Here is a 19,494-nt window from a genome sequence, read left to right on the forward strand (position 1 = left end):
GACGCTGATCGCCGTTCGTGTGGCGATAACGCGAAACCGATTGTGATGGACGTCACTGCCGGGTCGGTCAGCATGGTCCCATTACCCTCTGCTGGTATTTCGGGCGATTCGACGCGAGGCGGGTGATGCCTGCCGCCGGGTCGTTGGCCGTGCGGAGCCGAAGGATCTCGTCGTGCTGGGCAGCGATCCGGGCCAGGGCCTGGCTTCGGAAGTTGGTGAGCTCCTGGATTGTCGAGTTGACGTGGGCGAGGTTGTTTTTCAGCTTCTCGACCTCCGTCTTGAGGCGTTCGATCTGTGCGGTTTTCGGGTCCGGGGTTTCTCCGGCCTGCTGAAGCTGCTGGAGGCGGTGCTCGAATTCGGCGCGTAGGTGTGCGTAGGGCCGGGTGCCGTAGAAGGCGGTGCGGTCGACCCCGGCTGATAGTGCGAGGGTCTTGATATCGCAGTTGCCGCCGGGTGAGATCTCGCCGCGCAGAAGCCGGTCCATGGCGGCGCGGATGCGGTTCTCGTTGTGGATGCGTTGGGCGGCAGTGATTCTCATGCCTGTTCCTCGGGTGCGCTGGTTCCTGTGGCAGTGTCGATGCTGGTGATGACCTGGACGGCGCGGTCGTAGTCGGCCTGCAGACGAGCGCGTTCGGCGGTTCGGGTTTTGCCGAGTTGGCCGAGGAAGGTTTTGGTGCGTTCGGCGTGCTCGGCCCAGACGGGCCGGTGGTGCTGGTGGTGGGTGGCCTGCGGGCAGCGTGCGGAGTCACACATGCCGATCATCGGCCGGTCCGCGGTCAGGGTGCCTGCAAGTTTCAGGCAGAGCGCGCGGGAGGGGTCGGTGAACCAGCAGTAGTTCGCTGGGCCGAGGTGCAGCGCCGTGGCGCGTTTGGACAGCAGGTTGAGGATGTCGCGGTCGTTGCGCTGGATCTTCGGCGCCGCAGTGGCTTTGGTGTTCGGGTCGGTGTCGATGGTGGCGAAGAATTCGGTCAGGCTGCGGGCGCCGGGTCCGGCGGGCAGGATGCCTTGCTGGTAGTTGCGGAACTCGGCCAGCACGAGCTTGAGTATGTGGTCGGCCTCGAGCTTGTTGACCTCGGCCAGCAACTCTGCTTGAGCGCCGCCCGGTCGAGCCGCGTAGCCTTCCGTTGTCGCCGCGGCGATATGTTTGAGGTGCAGTTTTGCGGCGAGGACACCGCCAGGCCGGTAAGCCATCTCCAGGGCAACCGTTCTTCTGAGCATACGCAGTGCTACTGGTTCGTCGGGGATCGGGACGAGTCCGAGACGGGCTCCGGCCGGGGAATTCACCCAGGCGCGGAACCAGAGGTAGCGGACTCGGAAGCTGAACCGGGACAGCAGGAGAACACCGTCACGCGGGTCGTCGTGGAGCTGCTCGATGAGTTCGATCGCGCGGTGGACCGGTTCGATGACGACCCATTCGTCGTCGGTGCCGCCGAGGCCCTGACCTTTGATGATTTTGCTGGCGATGCGATAGCACTTCAGGCCGGAGATCGGTTCCTCGACCCGGCGGCAGCCGACCCGCAGTTCCATCAGCTCACTGGCCCGCATTCCGGACGCGCCAGCCAGGACAACGATCGCTGCGGTGCGGGCGATGCCGACCATGGCGACCGCTTCGGACCGGTGCACTGGCAGTGTCCAAGGCAGCAAGGTCGCACCATCGGCGGCCGGGACTTCGGCGGCGTTGCGGCCGAAGATCTTCTCGACTCCGACGGTGTTGAGGGTGTCGATCAGCGGTTTGCGCAGTGTGGGCATCCATTTCGCCCAGAACTGGACGTATCCGGCCTGCCGCGCCAGGGTCCCGGTGGAGACCGGCAGCAGCGGGTCGTTCGCGTCCCAGCCAGCCTTGAGTCTGCGGTTGACGTCGTGTTCTTCGAGCATCGGCAGCGGTGTGTCGGTCGCCCTGTGGTCGGCCAGCAGCATCGTGATGTCGCTGACCATCGCCGGGGAGCCGTGACGAAGCCCGGGGGCTCCGGTAGCCCAGACACGGTCGATCTTGCGGATCTGCTCGTTCAGCTCGACAACGTGCGGGCCGAGGATCTGCACCAGGTGCAGGGCCGCGGCCAGCATCGGCTGCAGCACTTCGGCAGGAACGGCAGGTGTCTTGTTTCCGTCGCGACCAGAAGGCATTTCGGCGACCGCGGATGCTGTTGCGCCGCCCCAGGGGCGCAGATCGGCCGGAACCCGGTCGGCGGTGAACAGGTCACGGTAGTCGACCAGATCGACGATCATCTGCGCGGCTGCGCGCCGGACGCCTGGGCTCTGCTCGCCAACGATGACGCCGTCGGGGTCGATCACGTAGCGTCGGAACGCCAGGTATTCCTCGCAGAGGTGGGTGTCGAGCTCGGTGAGGGCAGTGATGCCCCGCTGATCGAGCCAGCCGAAGAACTTGCCGGCCTCGTAGAGGCGGCTGTAGCAGCTGGTCAGATGCAGTGGGGTGCGGTAGGCGCGTGGCAGACGGACCACGGCATTGTGATTCGGGGCCAGCAGCGCCAGGATCAGCTCCTTGGCGACCAGCCGCCAGCGGGTGTCGGTGATGGTGGTGAAGTCGAATCGGCGTCGGTAAAGGGCCATTTGGACCGGGAGCCCGACCACGTCGGTGAAATCCCACAGGTCGTCGTCGAATACCGGTCGTGGCGTGCCGCCCGGCAGCGTGAGCCCGGCGTCGCGGCAGATGTCCGCGCCGGTGAACGGCGACCGTGGTTGAACGCCGGGTGCTGCGGTCGCGATTGTGCTCGTCATGCGGTGCGTTCCTCTGGGCGCAAGGGGATTTCGTCGTCGCTGTCGGTGACGCGTGCGGCTGCGACAGCGAGTTCGGCGGGGTCGAAGCGGTCGAGGATCTGGTCGATCCGGGCGGCGTAGGGGCCGAAGACGGTCATGAAGTGGGCGGCGGGCATCTGCTGCCACTGGCGCGAGAAGAATGCCTTGAGCCGCAGCAGGTTCACTGCGTGCCGCGGAGCGAACACCGCCAGCGGGCAGAGCAGGCAGACCCAGGGACGTGCCGGGCATGGTTTGCCTGCCGGCCCGTGTAACCCGGCCAGCTGATCGGCGCAGGCTGCGGTGAACACATCCCGCGCGCCACCGACCAGCTCGGCGAGCACGCCTTCGTCGAGCTTCATCACCGCCAGCAGCTGCGGGTAACCCTCGGCGAGCGCCGCCGCGTCTTCCTCGGTGATCACGGCCGGAGGGTGCGCGCGGCGGAGGATGTCGTGCTGGGCGTCGGCGATGATCGTCTCGACGGCGTGGCGTTGACCGGGAGTCGTCGCCGACAGGTAGTGGTCACCCTCGACCGCGGGCGTGTGGTTCGGGTCGATCGTGGCGCGCGCATTCCCGGTCCAGGACTTCTTGTCCCGCATCGCGTGATGGGTGGTGCGGATGCGGGACCGGTGCAGTTTCATCGGCTGACCGTCGTCGCCGACGATGCCATGGCGGCGCATCCACCGGCCAATCGCGGACCGGTTCACGTCATCGAGGCGGCGGGAGTAGCCGGGCTGGCTCATCCCCAACCACAGCGTGGTGCGCTCGTCCGGCGGCACGAAGCTGCGCAACAGCGCCGAGTGCGCCAGCCACTGCTCGAGCAACCGCACCGCCGGCCGCGGCAACGTCGCGCTCTCGGCGGCGGTGCGCCGTTTGATATAGGACAGCAGAACAGTCGAATCCCCGGCCCAGTCGATGTCCCCGATGTCCAAGTCGGCGATGCCGTCGGGGACGATGCCGGAATAGATCCCGAACAGCAGCCGGTAGGCGATCACGACCTCGAGATGCGGGAACATCGCCAGCGCAGCCTCGTGGAAGACAGCGATGACTCCTCGATGACGGAAAACGTTGATGGACATGCCAATTTCCTCAGCAGCTTCGCTGCTGCCAAGCGGGCCGAGTGTCGACAACAGCCAGCAGAAGTTCTGATGAGTCCACGCACCCGTGCCCGGATGCCGCCCTCCGGCGGCGGACGCCAGCGCGCGCCGATGTGCCGCGTAGGAGTCGTCGACCTGCTGTCGGCAGGCCATGGTCAGCCGCTGCCATGCGCCCTCGGAATAGGGCGGCAACGGGCGCCGATTGCGCTGAATGTTGAAGTGCCGCCCTGCGGCCAGCTCCAGCACCCCCTCGCCGAGACGGCCGCCGGATCGCGCATAACCTTCCACCAAGTACCGAGTCAGCGCCTCCAGCCAGTTCGGGCCCGCCATCCAGAACTGCGCCAGCTGTCCGCGCCGCAGATCGCCGACACCGCCGGTGAAACCCTGATCAGAAAGTGTTCGCACCATCCTGTGCAACCCACGCACGTACTGGTCGACGGTGCCAGCAGTATCGACGCTGCCGTGAGGATGGATCAGCTCCACCAACCCGGTGGCCAGATCACGCACCAACCCGGGGTTCGGCAACCCCGTGAGATCGAATGCAGCTCTGCTGCCGTCGCTGAACACGCAGGCCAAACGCAGCGGATCATCGAGCACCGTCGTCGGCATCACAGCTCCTCTTCGGTGTCGTCGTCGAACTCGGCGTCGGCTTCCCGCTGTGCGGCGGTATCCTCGGTGAGTCCCGCTGCGGCTCCGGCGGTTTCGTAGGCTTGCCGGTAAATCCGCGTCGTATCAAGACGTTTCAGGTATTTCTCGGTCGTCAGAACCGTGGAATGCCCGAGCAAATCGCGCAGCACCAGCAGCGGGTCGGCCTTGGTCAGGTAGAACACCAGCGCTGCGTCGGCGTCGGTGTCGCATACCAGCTTCGCTGCCTGTCGGTAATAGCCGGTCACCAGATATTCCAGCGTCTGCATCGAGAACGAGTGGCGGAGTCGGTGCGGGTGGACGTGCGGGAACCGTGGTTCGAACCGTGCGCGGATCCGGTCGGAGGTGCGTTCGAACACCGTCGCCCACGCCGTGAACGGGCCACCATCACCCTTCACCGCTAGCAGGCACGACCCGCCCTCGGGTGCCACCAGCCGCCGTCGCTCGGCCGGGGTGAGCGACTCCCAGGACCGGCGGACGCCGTTGATCCGGCCGCCACGGGCGTCCGGTTCGGTGACCTGCAGCGGTTCGCCCCGGCGTCGTGGTGGCCGCCAGGCCGATCCGTCGGTGACGGCAGCGCGGTCGAGCTGCAGGTAGTCGTGCAGCCCGGCCAAGGCGTCGTAGGAGATCCAGGTGGTTCTGAACTTGCGGCCCTTGGTGATTCCCGCAGGCACCGGAAACGGGATCGGGATCACCGTCGGCGCCGGCGGCAGAGCCGGGATTTCCCACGGCAGCAGATGTGTGAACTCGCCCAGCCGCAACCCGGTCGCCAGCGCGAGGTCCCCGATCGCGGCGTTGCGGGTCATCTCCCGGCCCGCGAACCCGGTGTCGCGGGTGCCATCCGGCGCCAAACCGCGCAACCCCTTCCGGAACAGGTCGGTGAAGTCCGGCTCCAAATACTTGATGGTCACATGCGGTTTCGGGGTGCGGCGCACCGCCAAGTTCACCCGGACATCGCGGCCGGTGCCGGCGAAGACCGCTCGCGCGGATCGGTAGGTGAACGGCTCCGCCTCGGCGTATCCCTCGTCCATCGCCCACCGGTAGAACAGCGACAGGATGCTCATGTGCTGCGCCCACGTGGTCGCCGCGAATCTCGCCCGGATTGCTCCGGCGGCGCGGTGCTCGGCGTATCGGCTCAGCCCTGCCTTGAGCCGGTCTCGCGAATCGAACAGGCCCACACCGTGTTCGGCGAGGAATTCCGTCCATTCCTTGACCGCCCGCGCGTAGTTCTCCCACGAACTCGGCGCCGGAGCCCCGCTGGCCGGAAGCAGCCGCAACCACCGATTGATCACCGTCGTCGGCCGCGGCACGGCCGGGCCGTCCTCGAACAGCAAGTCGTCATCGATCAGCACCGGCATCCCCTCTGGGATCACCGGCCGGTGCTCGACACCCCAGGACTGCCAGCCCTGCGACGAGAAAAAGCTCAAGATCACGACTGGAGACCATACAAACACCACACGGCCTCACCAAAGCAGAAACGCCGAGCACGCCCGGGCCTTTCAGGCCAATCGCAACACGGGAACTAAGCGGGGACAATGTGCCGGTAGGCGTAGGGCACGATCTTGGTCATGTCAAACTCGACTCCATCGCGGGTGCGCAGTGTCGGCAGGTCGGCCACCCAGTCGCGGTGGCGCGCCTGCAGGGTGGTTCTGCTGATTGCCTTGTGCCCGTCGGGATTTCGATAGGGCGTGGGCAGCAGCTTCAGCTTCGCGGCCAGGGTGTGGGGGAAGCGTTGACGGATTCGTTGTTGTTGGCCGGTGATCACCGCGGCGGTGGCCGTGCTGATCGGCAGCCGTCGGCCGAGCCGGTTGGCTTTGATGTTGTCGTAGACCAGTACGTCGCCGCCGTCTTTGTCGCGGGCCAGGCAATCCAGCGGCAGATTGAGGATGTCCTCGGGGCGGCGGCCGGTGTCGATGCCGATCTGGGTGGCGACCCTGACCTCGACGGGTTCGAGGGAGTCGAGGTTGGCGCACAGGACGGCCATGATCTCCGGTGGCAGGCATCGGCCGGGCTCGCCGCGTTCGGGGTCGGCGGGGATGTCGGCGCGTTCGATGGCGCAGTCGCCGGGCAACCCGGCCGCCGGCCGTCCGGTTCTCGTCAGCCCCAGGGATCGGATCCCGGCCAACACCTGCCGCATGTCACGGCAGATCATGTTGCGGCGGTAGCGACCGATCTGGCCGGTGAACTCCAGATGGCCGAGCCGGTTGAGGAATCCCTCCAAGTCGGTCCGGCCCAGCGCGGTCGGGTCAAGCCCGTGATCGGGTCGGCGATGCAAGTGCTCGGACAGCAGCCCGATGCTGTTGATCTTGCCGCGAACGCGAGAGGCGCCGCTGCCGCGGTGCTGGGGCAGTTGCTCGGCAGCCCACCGCTTCGCGGCCCCGGCCAGCCAGGGCTGGGTGATCTTGGTGAACGACAGCGTGCCGGGGTACCGAAGATCGCCAGATCCCAGCGGTCCTTATCCTGCTCGACACCCGGATCGGCCAACACGCGGCGGGCGTCGCGGGCGAACGAGGCCAGCACCGAGCGTGCACGCTTGCCGGGAGCCAGGCCCGGATCGCAGTCGTGGATCGAGCCGACCTGGTGGCGACGCAGCGTGTCGCAGACCGCTCGCAGCACAACGTCGGTGAGCCGCAAGCCATCCCTAACACGGGTCTGCAAGCCCGTCAGCACTTCCACAACTACCAGGGAAGGCAGCGCCCGCAGGTTGACCTGCCCCGGCTCGGCCACGCCCGATTCCCGGACCCGCCACCACTGTTCATCGAGTTCGGCATGCTCTTGCTGGTCCACGCTCCATCGCTGATAGTGGGTCGTGCAGTAGCCGATCGCGCCGTCGGCCGTGCGGGTGCACGCCGGCACCAGGCATGCCGGCAGCGGCGGCCTTGGCCGCACTCGCGGATCGCTCACGAACTGTTCCAGCGAGATCGGGATGCGCCTGCCCCGGAACTGTTGGGCGTGCGGTTCACACATCACCGCGTCCCGCACCGTCGGCGTGCACCGGCACTGCGGGACGGCGCAGCGTTCCGCGGGAACCGGTGCGGCGGGCAGGCTTTCGGCAGCGGCGATGTCCTCGACGCTCATGCCCATGCCGGTCAGCCTGGTGAAACATCGGTGGCAGATCTCGGGGGCGTCGTTGTGGACGGTTCCGACGCATCGTTCCACCCGGCACACCTTCCGGCCGAGCAGCCGATGCTGCGCGGGCAAGTACAGCACCCGGGTCACCGGATCCCATCCGGCCTCGTCAAGCAGTCCTTGGTCCAGCGCCCTGGCCAGGTGCGTGGCCGCGCCACTCAGGGCGGCCCCGTCCAACACATGCGCGAACTTGCAGGATTCCTCATCGCCCGGGATCGTCCTGGCCGACGTCACGGCGGTCACCGGCTCGCTCCGGTCTGTTCGCGGGGGCTGGGCACCGCGTCCACCGCGGCCCGCAGTCGAGATGCGTCCGGATGCAGGTAGATCTGGGACGAGGAGACAGCCGCGTGTCCGAGCAAATCAGCGACCACGTCGATACCGGCCCCGGCGTCGACGACGTTGCTGCCGTAGGCGTGTCGCAGCTGGTGCGGGCGGACCGGGGTGTCCAATCCGGCCCGGCGGGAGACCGCTGCCATCAGCTCGCCGATCGCGTCGGGCCGCATCGGCGCGCCGACGCGGCCGCGGAACAGGTTGACGAACACGAAATCACTACCCGCCGCGGCCGGAACTCGCATGCGCTCGAACTCGTAGACGTCGAATGCTTGCACGACAAGGAAATCCAGCGGCACCACCCGCTGTCGGCGCGATTTGGCCCACGCCCCGTTCGGGTTGTCGTCTCGGCGCACCACATGCAGATGCGCCCGAGCGACCTCGCATCCCAACCGGCGCGAATCCACCAGCAGGTGCACATCACTGCGCCGCAGCCCGCACACCTCGCCCCGACGCAGCCCGCCCCTGGCCATCAGCAGCACGATCAGCTTGTCCCGCGTGGACCGGCAGGCCCGCAGCAGCGCGACGATCTGCTCATCGCTGGCCCGATCGATCGTCGTTTCCGGTTCCCGCAACCGGTGCCGGGCCCGCATCCGCCATGCCAGGTGGCCATCGTCGTTGCGGGCTTCCGCCGGCAGGTCTCGGTCATCGGCCACCTCGTACAGCATCGACACCAAACCCGCCGAGCCGTTGCCGGTCGCGACCGCGTGCACCACCATCCCCCGCACCGCGGTGAGCACCCCGTTGATCCGCGATGGGCCCCGCGCCGGGGCGGCCCCCGGACCGGCCAACACCACTCCCGAAGCGACGTCATCGACGCCCGCTGGCCAGCGGTCCGGCATGGGCCAGCCACGTCATGAACAACGCGAACTGCTCGACACCGGCCTGCCAGGACCGGCCCGTCCTGGCGCACCAGCGCAGGAACAACGCGATCGCGTGTGCATACGCCTTCGTCGTGGATTCCGCGCCGTCGCGGCCGAACCGCTGATGCCGCAGATACTCATCGGCGATGCCGACTACCTGCAGATCCTCATCCAGCACCGTCCAATACCGTTGCCCGGACGGCAAACTCACCGGAAACGCTCGCATGGGCCCTCGCTTTCAAGTCGACAGTCAGAAACGACTACCAGCCACGAGCACCACACCCACGGAGAAACGCCGCACCGCCCACCAGATCACCCACTACGAGCGACGTCATGCAACAGGTCGCAGACCCCCGGAGAAGGCTTGCGGCGCCAAGAGGCGGTGGGGCTAGACCTGGTGGATCTGAGATCGAATCCAAAGCTACCGTCCTACGGGCGTTTTGGCGGCGTATTCGTCCGATTCGGAAAAGCGTCCCGCGGTAGTTCGCCGAAGCGACGCGTCGTGCTGACGGTGCCGGAAATGGACTGGATTGTCCAGGTTTTCGAGTCCTACCTGGAGGAGGTTCGTCCATGCTTTCGAGCGGGCCGGCATCCGGCGTTATGGGTCACCGAACGTTGCGGCCGTCTCTCCAGACGCGCCGCGAACGAGGCCTTTGTGGCTGCGCGTGACGCCGCGGGGTTGCCGCAGGAGCTGGACCTGCATTCGCTGCGCCAGACCCTACGTCACACACCTGACCGAATTCGATTACCCGGAGCGCTTCGTGCAAGTTCTCTCGAGCCCGCACAGGGGTGTCCACGACGTGCAACACGCACGTGGCGTTGGCGGCGATCTTCGTGGCGGAGGTGGTTATCTGCAGCGGTCCATCACGCAGATTCCACGGAGGTTTGATGCTTGTGCAACGGGTACTGATGCCCACTTCGTCGCTTGAATCCTGGACGGTCCTCGGCGACGGAGGCGGCTCGGTGGAGCCAATCGAGCGCTACCTGGCCTATCTGACCGACATCGAGCGGTCCCCGAACACGGTCAAGGCCTATGCGCACGACCTGAAGGACTGGTTCGTCTTCCTCGACGCTCGCAGCCTGAACTGGCGCGAGGTCCGATTGGAGGATCTCGGGGAGTTCGTGTCCTGGCTGCGGCTGCCGCCGGCTGGCCGGGCTGGCGCAGTGGTGCTGTTGCCCTCGGCTGAGCATCACTGCTCTGCGGGAACCGTCAACCGGAAGCTGGCGGCGATCAGCGGCCTCTACACGTTTCACGCCCGGCACGGAGTCGACCTCGGCGACTTGGTCACTGAACTGCACCCAGGTCGGCGCCGGCGCTCGGGATGGAAGCCGTTCCTCTACCACCTGAGCAGCGGCCAGCCGGAGCGGCGGCGCACGATCAAGCTCCGGACCCCGCGTCAGCATCCGACCATTCTGACCGCCGGTCAGGTGCAGGCGATCCTAGATGCCTGCATCCACCTGCGGGATCGCTTGTTGTGGGCGTTGTTGTGGGACACAGGGATTCGGATTGGTGAAGCGCTAGGTCTGCGTCACGAGGACGTGGCCGCTGCCGAGGGTGAGTTGACGGTCGCGCCGCGATCCAACGACAACAGGGCGCGCGCCAAGTCGGCGACACCGCGCACCATCCCGATCAGCCCGCAGCTCATCCGCCTCTACGCCGACTACCTGCACGACGAATACGGCGATCTGGACTCCGACTACGTGTTCGTCAACCTCTGGGGCGAACCGTTCGGGCACCCGTGGGGCTATCCCGCGGTCTACGACCTGGTGTTGCGGCTGCGCCGGAGCACCGGCATCGACTTCGATCCCCACTGGTATCGGCACACCTACGCCACGCGTTTGCTCCGCCAGAACACCCCGATCGAGGTCGTCAGCACGCTGCTGGGACACTCCTCGATCGCGACCACGATGGACATTTACGGGCATCTGTCCGTCGAGGACGCCCGCCGGGCTCTGGAGGCGGCCGGCTTCCTGACCGGGCAGGAGGTGCAGTGGTGACCGCGGCAGTCCCGCCGCTACCGTCGGCTGCGGCTCCGGGCTTGCTGCGCAAGCTGGTGGCCGCGGTTCGACCGGAGTTCCGGGTGGACATCCTCGTTCCCGAGCGTGGTGCGCTGGTGTTCGACACCGCGCCGTGCCGGGTGCCGGGCTGCGTGCGCCAACCGCGCACCCGCGGGCTCTGCAAAGGCCACTACGTCGGTTGGCAGCAAGAAGGCCGCCCGGACATCGACGTGTTCGCCACGACTGCAGCACCGGAAGGGCTCGGGCGCAAAGAGCTCACGGTCTGCGCCGTCCAGGGCTGCCGGTACGGAGGTGCTCGCCGGGGTTTATGCCCACGCCACCAAGGGTTTTGGGAACGGTCCGGCATCGCCGACCGAGACGTATGGCTGGCTGCCGTTGCTCCGGTGGATGATCCCGATCATCCCGTCTGCGCGTTGTCCTATTGCACGCTATGGACGCAGGGACGGTCGCCGTTCTGCGTCAATCATCGGTCCCGATGGGCAGCGGTGGGATGTCCCGACATCGACGAGTTCATCGTGCTCTGCGAGTCCTATGGCGACGACCGGTTCGACTTCCGACCGTTCGGTGATCGCCGACAGCTCAAATTGGAGATGCAGTACGCGCTGCAGTGCCGGCACGATGAACGCCAGGTCAAGACTCCCGCTGCCGTCGCGCGTCCTGTCATCGCACTCACGGCCGCCAGTGGGGTGGCCTCGCTGCTGGACTGGCCGATGGCACGTTGGATCGAGTTCTTCGACGCCAACCACGCTGCGCAACACGGCCAGAACGGACAGCTGGCGTTTCTGCGTTACGCCTATCGCTGTCTGGAGGACCTGCACTGCGGCAGCGGGTGGGAGGCCGAGTTCCCGCGCGACGTGTGGGAGCTGCACCGGCTCGGCGTCGAGGGCCGCAAGCGGCTGCGCTTCGACGGCATTGCGCAACCGTGGCTGCGGGATCTGGCCAAGCGGTTCGCCCGCTGGCGGTTAAGCATCGGACGCAGCCCCAACCAGACCTACATCGACGTCCAGGCGGTGACGCGTTTGGCCGGCTTCTTGGCGTCCCCGCCGGTCGACATCACCAGCCTGGCCGGCATCAACCGCGCGGTATTGGAGCGCTACCTGGCCGACCTGTCCACCGACCCCCGGGCACTGCACTCCCGCAGCCGCGACATCAGCTCGCTCGGTGCGTTCCTCGACGCGATCCGCCGCCACGAGTGGGACCACGACCTGCCCGCGAGTGCCGCGTTCTATCCCGACGACTTCCCCAAACCCGCGAAACGCCTGCCCCGCGGGCTGGCCGAGCACATCATGGCCCAGGTCGAACAGCCCGCGAACCTCGACGGATGGAACAACCCCGAGAGTCGGCTGCTCACGATCATCCTGATGCGCTGCGGACTGCGCGTCGGTGACGCCACCAAGATCGCCTTCGACTGCGTCATCCGTGGCGGCGACGGAGCTCCCTATCTGCGCTACACCAACGGCAAGATGAAACGCGAAGCTCTCGTCCCGATCGACGAGGAAGTCGAGCAGGCCATCGCCGAGCAACAACAGCGGATCCTGCGCCGCTGGACCAACGGCAGCCCCTGGCTGTTCGCCGCTCCGAAGATGAACCCAGACGGCCGCCGGCCGCTGACTACGCCCTCCTACCGCGGCCAGCTACGGGACTGGCTGGCGCGCTGCGAGATCCGCGACGAGCACGGCCGTCCAGTGCATCTGACTCCGCACCAATGGCGGCACACCTTTGGAACACGGTTGATCAACCGGGACGTGCCGCAAGAAGTCGTACGGGTGTTACTCGATCACTCCAGCGGTGAGATGACAGCTCACTACGCCCGCCTTCACGACACCACCGTCCGCCGGCACTGGGAGTCCGCCCGCAAGGTCGATGCCAGGGGCCAAACCGTTGCGATCGACCCCGACGGCCCACTGGCCGAAGCGAACTGGGCCAAGCAACGGCTCGGGCGCGTGACCCAAGCATTGCCCAACGGCTTCTGCGGGCTGCCAGTTCAAAAGACCTGCCCGCATGCCAATGCTTGTCTGACATGTCCGATGTTCGTGACTACGCCCGAGTTCCTGCCGCAACACCACGAACACCGTCAGCAAGTCCTGCAGATCATCTCCGCTGCCGAGGCGCGCGGTCAGTTACGCCTCGTCGAGATGAACCAACAAGTCCTGGGAAACCTCGACACCATCATCACCACACTCGAAACCGACTCCGGTTCAGAGGAATTGGATTCTGCTGATGCGGGCTGACAACACCCGGCACCTCATCGTCGCCGCCCGACAACGCCACGAACTCACCCGAGCCAAGGCGATCCAGGCATTGAGGACCCTCGACGCCGAAGGGCGCCCGGTCACCTTCGAGGCCGTGGCTCAAGCAGCGGCGGTGTCTCGGTCCTGGCTCTACGCGCAATCCGACGTCCGAGCTGAGATCGAACGGCTTCGCGCTGCCCACCGTCGAGCACCCGCGACACCGGTCCCCGCGCGGCAACGAACCTCGGACGCCTCACTGCTACGCAGGCTCGAAGCCGCCAACCAGCGCAACCGGAAATTGGCCGAGGAGAACCGCACGCTCCGAGACCAACTCGCCCGAGCACTCGGCCAGCAGCGCACCGCATCCGAAACCACGTCAACCCGCACCCCCCGGAAACGTCTCAGCTCGATAACGATCGGTCCCTGCTGAAAGGCCTCCCCCATGACCCCACCTCAAACGTCGACGACAACGTCCACAACGAAACACCGCAGGTCAAAGCCCCGAATAGGCCAGCGGCTCAAGATAATTCAACACCAAGTCGGACATTCCTATGCGAGCACCACGTCGATCTATAGCCACGTCTGACGAGTACCGCAACCGTTTGCTCCGTGAAGCGCTCACCAAACGCGGCATTGCCGTCGGGGAGGATCAACCGTGATCAAGAAGATGGGTTATCAGTGGCGGCTGCGGGCGCTGATGGCGCAACGGGAGCTGTACCAGACGACTGATCTGGTTCCGCTGTTGGCCGAACGTGGCGTGGTCCTGTCGCGAGAGCAAGTGTTTCGCCTGGTCACTGCGCCTCCCCAACGGCTCTCAATGGACGTGCTGGCAGCGTTGTGCGACATCTTGGAATGCTCGCCCAACGACCTGATCGAAATCGAAGCCGTCAATCAATCGGTGAAGAAGGCGGCCGGGGACTCACCGCGGGAGGTGCCGAAGGTGCGGCGCACGACTGTGCGTCGACCTGACCGCAGCTCATGAGAGGATCGGCGAACTTCAGGCCCGACGCGTGGGATCGAGTCCGCGCTCACGTAGTCCGCGCTCTTGGCGACCTATCGCTTGCAGATGCCGACCGCCTCCTGAAAGCTGCTCGTGTCGACCGGCCGAAAACGCTCAATCAGGTCGACGCGTACCTGGCCGCTCATGGCGACGGAGTGCTCAACCCGGACGCGTCCTGCCCGCGGGGGCTTATGCGCTTGACGCACGTACTGGTGGCTGATGGCCACGCGTCGGTGAAGCCGCCGGCCTGTACGAATTGTCAACAGCGCGTGTCTCTGACCGCGATCGGTCCGACCGGCCGCATTTGTGGTCGCTGCAGAGATCTCGATCGATCGTTCACGTGCGCGCGATGCGCAAAGACCTCTGTCAGCAGACGCGTCAATCTTCCCGACGGACCCGTGTGCACGAACTGTTACAGCCGCGACCCGTTGTCGCGCAAGGAATGTAGCATCTGCGGACGCCTCCGTCCCCGGGCACGTCGACTCGTCGACGGCGGCGTGCTGTGTCCCACGTGCGCGCCACCGCGCCTATACACCTGCTCGGGATGCGGACAACGGCGCCGCGCCCCGTACGTGGCATCGGAAGGACGCATCTGCACGAACTGCTACGCCAAAGCCAGCACCGTGTGGGTATGCGGATTATGCGGAGCCACCCGGCGCCGCCAAAGCAGCAGCGTCCTCGGCCCGCACTTGTGCGGCACCTGCCGCGCCATCACAACGAGGACCTATTCCGGGATACGTTCACCACACTCGAAATCCACCTGCGCGTTCTGCCGACAACGGCGCGTTGTAGCCCGCCATTGGCCAGCGGGGCCTGTCTGCACACCGTGCGTGCGCAAGGCGAAGATGTACCCGTCACCATGCGCGGCGTGCGGCCAGCAGGCGGTGCTGATCGGATTTGACCCCGACGAGCGCCAAATCTGCGGGCCATGTTCTGGCTCCACGCTCGACTACCGCTGCGCCAATTGCGGTCAACCGGGTATTCGCGCGCATAATCGATGTAGCCGCTGCCACACCGCCGAATTACTGCACAACGCCTTAGCCGGGCCGGATGGCCAGATACCGGCGCAACTGAAGCCACTGGCGGACGCTCTTGCCAACGCCAATGATCCACGCAGCGTCGCCGTCTGGCTCGGCAAGAGCGCCGCCGCGGAGCTCCTCATGAATCTGGCGCGCACCGGACAGACCATCACTCACCACGCACTCGATCAGCTCCCACCCGGTGGGCATGTCAACTACGTACGTGAAATCCTCGTTCGCACAGCAGTATTGACGCCGCGTAACGAATACCTCGAACGTATCGAGCCATGGGTGGATCGCCACCTAGCCAACTATCCCGCCGAACACGCACGGCTGGTCCGCAGCTACACCATCTGGTACCTCCTGCACCGAGCCCGCCGAGCCAAACAACCACTAAGCAATCCCGGGTGTCAACGGCGGGGTGGCTTCTAGTCAACGTCGCAACAGTTGATGGTCTGGTGAGGTTAGCAGCGCGGTGAAAAGTTCGGCGGGACTGCGGTCTTCGAGGGTGTGGCGGGGGCGGTTATTGATCTCGTATTCGACAGCGCGCAGATGGTCGGGTGTGTAGGTGCTTAGGCTGGTGCCCTTGGGGAAATATTGGCGTAGCAGCCCGTTCGCGTTCTCGTTGCTGCCGCGCTGCCACGGCGAGCGGGAGTCGCAAAAGTAGACCGGCACGCCGAGGTCTGCGGTGATGTCGGTGTGTCGGGCCATTTCGATGCCCTGATCCCAGGTGATCGATCGGATCAAGTTCGATGGCAGGCCACCCATGGTCGTGGCGATCGCGATACGCAGGGAGTCGGCGTCACGGGTGGGAAGGTGCATCAGCCGAATCAGGCGGGTCTGGCGCTCGACCAGGGTCCCGATCGCCGAGCGCTGGTTCTTGCCGACGATGAGGTCACCTTCCCAATGCCCCGGCTGGCTGCGGTCGGCGGGAGCGAATGGCCGCTGATGGATCGACAACATCGGCTGGGCGAACCTCGGACGCCGCCGACCCGGCCGCTGGTGCGCGCGGCGATGGGTCCTGCCAGTGCGCAACGGACCCCGGTGTGACGACCTGACCTGTGGCGGCCGTATCAAGCGCGAATGGGGTTGGTACACAGCCCGGTAGATGCTTTCGTGGCACAACCACATCAATCGGTCCTCGGGGTATTCGCGCCGCAAGTGTCGGGCGATCTGCTGCGGGCTCCACCGTTGAGCGAGGAGCTCGGCGATCAGGTCACACAGGGCGGGATTCTTGTCGACCCGCCGCTGGTGACGACGCGCTCTGCGCTGAACCGCCCAGCGGTGGGCTTCAAACGGCCGGTACTGGCCGTCGCGGCGGCTGTTGCGGCGCAACTCCCTCGATACGGTCGATGGTGCCCGGCCAAGCGTGGTGGCGATCTGCCGAACACCCATGCCCGTGCGGCGCAGATCGGCGATGCCGATCCGCTCCTCTTCGGATAGATAGCGATCGCTGATCTGGCGCACAGCCAAACGATCGAGTGCGGGCACGAATCCCACGGCCTCGCCACGCCGATAGGTTTTGTACCCCCTTGCCCAATTGTTTGCTGCGGTACGGGACACACCGACTTCACGACCCGCCGCCAAGATGGACCAGCCCCGGGCGCGCAGCTCCGTAAATCGCTCACGCTTGGCGGACTGTGGCCGTCGGCCCGGGCCTTTTTTCACGCGACGCGACGATGACAACACAACCTCCAGAACCTAGAGAAGTGTTGCGACCGCCCCTAGAAACCACCCGGGGACACGGGGTCAGTTTTCAGACGACGCCGACACCGGGGCAGCACGCATTCGCCGCCAGGTGTGCGTCGCACTGGAATTCCTCGCTTGGCTCGAGACCCGGGGACGCACCCTCGCCACCATGGACCAAGCAGACATCGACAACTGGTTGGCCCACGGCACCTGGCGACACCGAGAGATCCGGCCCTTCCTGCACTGGACAACTCAGCGTCGCATCACCCACGGCGCCTCCGCGCCGGCCAACCGACCCAGCCCGCCCTCGGTGTTCATCGACGAAGCCACGCACCTCGAGCAACTCCGCCGATGCCTCAACGACAACACCATTGACATCGATGTGCGCGCCAGTGGTGCGCTCATCCTGCTGTACGGAATCACCACCATGCGAGTACTCGGGTTACGACAGAACCAGATACACACCCAGGACGGCCACACCTACCTCACCCTGCGCGACCACGAAATGGTGCTGCCTCCTAAGCTCGCCCAACTGCTCGCACAACTGCCGCGTCCAACCCGGCGCTCGACCCTGCCCGAACCCTCAACACCGGACCGGCTCCTGTTTCCCGGACGAACACCAGACCGCCCAGTCAACTCGGGCGTGTTCGGCAAGCGACTCAAACATAGCGGCCTGACAATCCGAGGCGGTCGCAACACCGGCCTCATCACAATGGCAGCCGAGTTACCGGGCGCAGTTCTGGCCGACCTACTCGCCATCGATATCGTCACCGCGACCCGCTGGGCGGCATATGCCAAACGCGACTGGAATCAGTATCTTGCCACCCGAAAAGCGGGCTCTACCTAGCAATTGCGCCTGCCCCACTAGGGTTAGCCCATTTGATCACCGGTGGTTGCCGTTACAAATATGGTGTGGGGTTTCGGGTTACCGGCCGGGTCCTCCGGGCTGTGGACGTGGCAACGGCCGCGGCTGCCGCCGAGCGCGATGGTTCATCGCGGTCCGCGATTAGTCGAATCCGGCTAGTGTGATTCTCAAGGCTTGTTCCAGTTGAATGTGGAGCGGTGGACTCGTTTTGGTGTCCGTGCTAAGCCAGCGCCGAAGTATGAATTGTGCAGTGGCCAAACCCGTGTGGACCAGCAGCGAGGGGCGGATGTCGGTCACCGCGTCGACGTCCATATGCGTAGCGACCAGTTCGATGAGCCGGTGGTTATCGTTCTCGCTGATCAGCGCCGATTCGCCCAGTAGGTGGGGGGCGGTCCGGATGGCTTCTCGCCAGTATTGCAGATTCTGATTTGCTTTGTCCCAAGCGGTTTCGATAAGCAGACGCATCAGAGTTTCGGTTGCTGATGCATCGGACGGCTGGGCGCGGTAGGACGCAACGATTTCGGCGACCGTTTGCCGGACGGGTGCGACAAGCAGGTCTTCCTTGGTGGGTGCGTAGCGGAAGTAGGTACTGATCGAGATTCCGGCCGCGGCCGCGATGTCCTCGGTTGTCACGGCAGCGAATCCGCGTTCGGCGAAAAGCTGGTGTGCGGTGTTCTGGATCTCGGAGATCAACTCGGCGCGGCGTCGGTCCCGTAACGAGCGGATGTTTGCTGACGGCATGCCATCACCTTCGTCAATGTGACATTCCAACTGCATTATGAGCTATGGTACGAACAGTAGCGTAGCGAAACCGAAAGTACTGGGGGTATTTCCTTGCCGGTGTCGCAGCGTCGGGTGCCGTGGGTTGCGTGGGGAATTGCGGCTACCCGCATGAGTATTCGCTGCCGAGTGCGCCCGGAAGCGTCCGCCGATCGGGTCCGCGTTTCGCACCGCGGTCTGGACGGCACAGCTTCAGTACCCACTCATGGCTGTGTCACCAGTACGCTCGTGCTAGCCCCGTTTACCGCACTCGCGGCTCTTGCAGTTGCGCTTGCGGCTGCACGCATATCCAACGGTCTGCAAAGACATCGTCTTCCCCGAAGGGGGATTTGAGGAATGTCATCCCGCCACCTCCTCGTCGAAAGGTCTATCCCCGAAGTGAAGTCGTAGTGTCGGTTGACGTACCGTTCCGCGCGGCGCCAGATTCCGAGACCGGTACCGGGGGCAGCACCGCAATCCTCGATGCTGCCCGAGCGGTCGCAACGGCGGGCGGTTTCAAGGCCGTGCGTCTCAAGACGGTGGCCAAGCAAGCTGGCATCACTGTCGGGTCACTGTATGACCATTTCGCGTCGAAGACCGACCTGCTGGTGACGCTGCTCGCCCGTGAGTTCGAGCGGGTGAATCAGGAACGCGACTGGAGCACGTGCGCCGCTTCCCCGAGTGACCGACTGGGATCGTTGACAGCGCGGCTCCACGACGAGTGGCAGCAAAACCTGCAGCTCACCGAGGCCGTGGTTCGGGCATTCGTTATGGCGGGCACAGACGAAGCCTTGACAGTGCAACACGCCGCCGACGTCGTCGAAAGCATGCTGGCGCGCACGGTTGGTGGGCCGACGCAGGGAGCTTGCGAGCGACAGATCGCCGGAGTCATCGCAGATATCTGGCTGGCCAATCTAATGGCTTTCGTCGTCGGACGGGCGACAGCAGCGGAGGCGCGCGAGCGCATTGATCGAGGTCTGCAGCGCATTCTTGCTGCGTGGAACGCGAGCAAGAGCGCATAGCAATACTAATAGTATCGGTGCGCTACTAGCGGTAGCATAGGTAGGCGACTCGCTGGTGCGTCGAAGGGAGTGGTT

At 65.6% G+C, this 19,494-nt stretch carries 17 protein-coding genes and 1 pseudogene; 8 read left to right on the plus strand and 10 right to left on the minus strand.

Features of this window, described 5'->3' with window-relative positions:
- Window positions 1–67: 67 nt before the first annotated feature.
- The 8 genes from U8D42_RS26260 to U8D42_RS26295 all read right to left on the minus strand — a co-directional run bounded on the left by U8D42_RS26260 (window position 68) and on the right by U8D42_RS26295 (window position 9,026).
- Window positions 68–538: a hypothetical protein gene (locus tag U8D42_RS26260; RefSeq protein ID WP_007172184.1), complete on the minus strand. Its 471-nt coding sequence runs from the start codon at window positions 536–538 to the stop codon at window positions 68–70.
- Entirely contained in the window at window positions 535–2,736 is a 2,202-nt protein-coding gene (locus U8D42_RS26265; protein WP_007172185.1) for a hypothetical protein, read from the minus strand. Before U8D42_RS26265 ends, U8D42_RS26260 begins: the two co-directional genes overlap by 4 nt.
- A complete protein-coding gene (locus tag U8D42_RS26270; RefSeq protein WP_007172186.1) occupies window positions 2,733–4,457 on the minus strand; it encodes a hypothetical protein in 1,725 nt (574 codons plus the stop codon). The genes U8D42_RS26265 and U8D42_RS26270 overlap by 4 nt, the downstream gene beginning before the upstream one ends.
- Entirely contained in the window at window positions 4,457–5,926 is a 1,470-nt protein-coding gene (locus U8D42_RS26275) for a tyrosine-type recombinase/integrase (protein ID WP_162839945.1), read from the minus strand. Before U8D42_RS26275 ends, U8D42_RS26270 begins: the two co-directional genes overlap by 1 nt.
- A gap of 89 nt (window positions 5,927–6,015) precedes the next feature.
- Window positions 6,016–6,645 carry a hypothetical protein gene (locus U8D42_RS26280; protein ID WP_007172188.1) on the minus strand — a complete coding sequence of 210 codons (630 nt, stop codon included), beginning with the start codon at window positions 6,643–6,645 and terminating at the stop codon, window positions 6,016–6,018.
- A complete protein-coding gene (locus U8D42_RS26285) occupies window positions 6,642–7,865 on the minus strand; it encodes a hypothetical protein (RefSeq protein ID WP_007172189.1) in 1,224 nt (407 codons plus the stop codon). The genes U8D42_RS26280 and U8D42_RS26285 overlap by 4 nt, the downstream gene beginning before the upstream one ends.
- On the minus strand, window positions 7,862–8,794 hold the full coding sequence (locus U8D42_RS26290) for a tyrosine-type recombinase/integrase (protein WP_007172190.1): 933 nt from the start codon (window positions 8,792–8,794) through the stop codon (window positions 7,862–7,864). Before U8D42_RS26290 ends, U8D42_RS26285 begins: the two co-directional genes overlap by 4 nt.
- Window positions 8,763–9,026 (minus strand): hypothetical protein, encoded by a 264-nt coding sequence (locus U8D42_RS26295; RefSeq protein WP_225325868.1) that lies wholly within the window; start codon window positions 9,024–9,026, stop codon window positions 8,763–8,765. The genes U8D42_RS26290 and U8D42_RS26295 overlap by 32 nt, the downstream gene beginning before the upstream one ends.
- A 150-nt stretch (window positions 9,027–9,176) precedes the next feature.
- Here U8D42_RS26295 and U8D42_RS26300 point away from each other — a divergent pair.
- The 6 genes and pseudogenes from U8D42_RS26300 to U8D42_RS26325 all read left to right on the plus strand — a co-directional run.
- Window positions 9,177–9,744, plus strand: a pseudogene (locus U8D42_RS26300) (tyrosine-type recombinase/integrase); the annotation flags it as partial.
- A complete protein-coding gene (locus U8D42_RS26305; RefSeq protein ID WP_007172192.1) occupies window positions 9,704–10,813 on the plus strand; it encodes a tyrosine-type recombinase/integrase in 1,110 nt (369 codons plus the stop codon). The pseudogene U8D42_RS26300 and the gene U8D42_RS26305, both read left to right, overlap by 41 nt.
- Window positions 10,810–13,065, plus strand: a complete 2,256-nt coding sequence (locus tag U8D42_RS26310; protein WP_007172193.1) for a tyrosine-type recombinase/integrase — start codon at window positions 10,810–10,812, stop codon at window positions 13,063–13,065. The genes U8D42_RS26305 and U8D42_RS26310 overlap by 4 nt, the downstream gene beginning before the upstream one ends.
- Complete coding sequence (locus U8D42_RS26315) at window positions 13,055–13,495, plus strand: DUF6262 family protein (protein ID WP_007172194.1); 441 nt, start codon at window positions 13,055–13,057, stop codon at window positions 13,493–13,495. Before U8D42_RS26310 ends, U8D42_RS26315 begins: the two co-directional genes overlap by 11 nt.
- A gap of 225 nt (window positions 13,496–13,720) precedes the next feature.
- The gene (locus U8D42_RS26320) at window positions 13,721–14,047 is read left to right on the plus strand and encodes a helix-turn-helix domain-containing protein (protein ID WP_007172195.1); all 327 of its coding nucleotides are present in this window, start codon (window positions 13,721–13,723) and stop codon (window positions 14,045–14,047) included.
- An 848-nt stretch (window positions 14,048–14,895) separates the two neighbouring features.
- The gene (locus U8D42_RS26325) at window positions 14,896–15,516 is read left to right on the plus strand and encodes a hypothetical protein (protein ID WP_007172196.1); all 621 of its coding nucleotides are present in this window, start codon (window positions 14,896–14,898) and stop codon (window positions 15,514–15,516) included.
- Here the strand turns inward: U8D42_RS26325 and U8D42_RS26330 are convergent, their stop codons facing one another.
- Window positions 15,517–16,773 carry an IS30 family transposase gene (locus tag U8D42_RS26330; RefSeq protein ID WP_420492635.1) on the minus strand — a complete coding sequence of 419 codons (1,257 nt, stop codon included), beginning with the start codon at window positions 16,771–16,773 and terminating at the stop codon, window positions 15,517–15,519. It lies immediately after the preceding gene.
- 169 nt (window positions 16,774–16,942) lie between these two features.
- Between U8D42_RS26330 and U8D42_RS26335 the strand changes: the two genes are divergently transcribed.
- Entirely contained in the window at window positions 16,943–17,620 is a 678-nt protein-coding gene (locus U8D42_RS26335; RefSeq protein WP_174814221.1) for a hypothetical protein, read from the plus strand.
- A 159-nt stretch (window positions 17,621–17,779) separates the two neighbouring features.
- On the opposite strand, the gene U8D42_RS26340 is transcribed toward U8D42_RS26335, so the two are convergent.
- Window positions 17,780–18,379: a TetR family transcriptional regulator gene (locus U8D42_RS26340; RefSeq protein ID WP_033717415.1), complete on the minus strand. Its 600-nt coding sequence runs from the start codon at window positions 18,377–18,379 to the stop codon at window positions 17,780–17,782.
- A gap of 428 nt (window positions 18,380–18,807) precedes the next feature.
- Between U8D42_RS26340 and U8D42_RS26345 the strand changes: the two genes are divergently transcribed.
- Window positions 18,808–19,419 (plus strand): TetR family transcriptional regulator, encoded by a 612-nt coding sequence (locus tag U8D42_RS26345; RefSeq protein ID WP_007172200.1) that lies wholly within the window; start codon window positions 18,808–18,810, stop codon window positions 19,417–19,419.
- Window positions 19,420–19,494: the final 75 nt, after the last annotated feature.

Origin of the sequence: Mycobacterium europaeum, assembly GCF_034555895.2 — a bacterium.
Lineage (GTDB): Bacteria > Actinomycetota > Actinomycetes > Mycobacteriales > Mycobacteriaceae > Mycobacterium > Mycobacterium europaeum.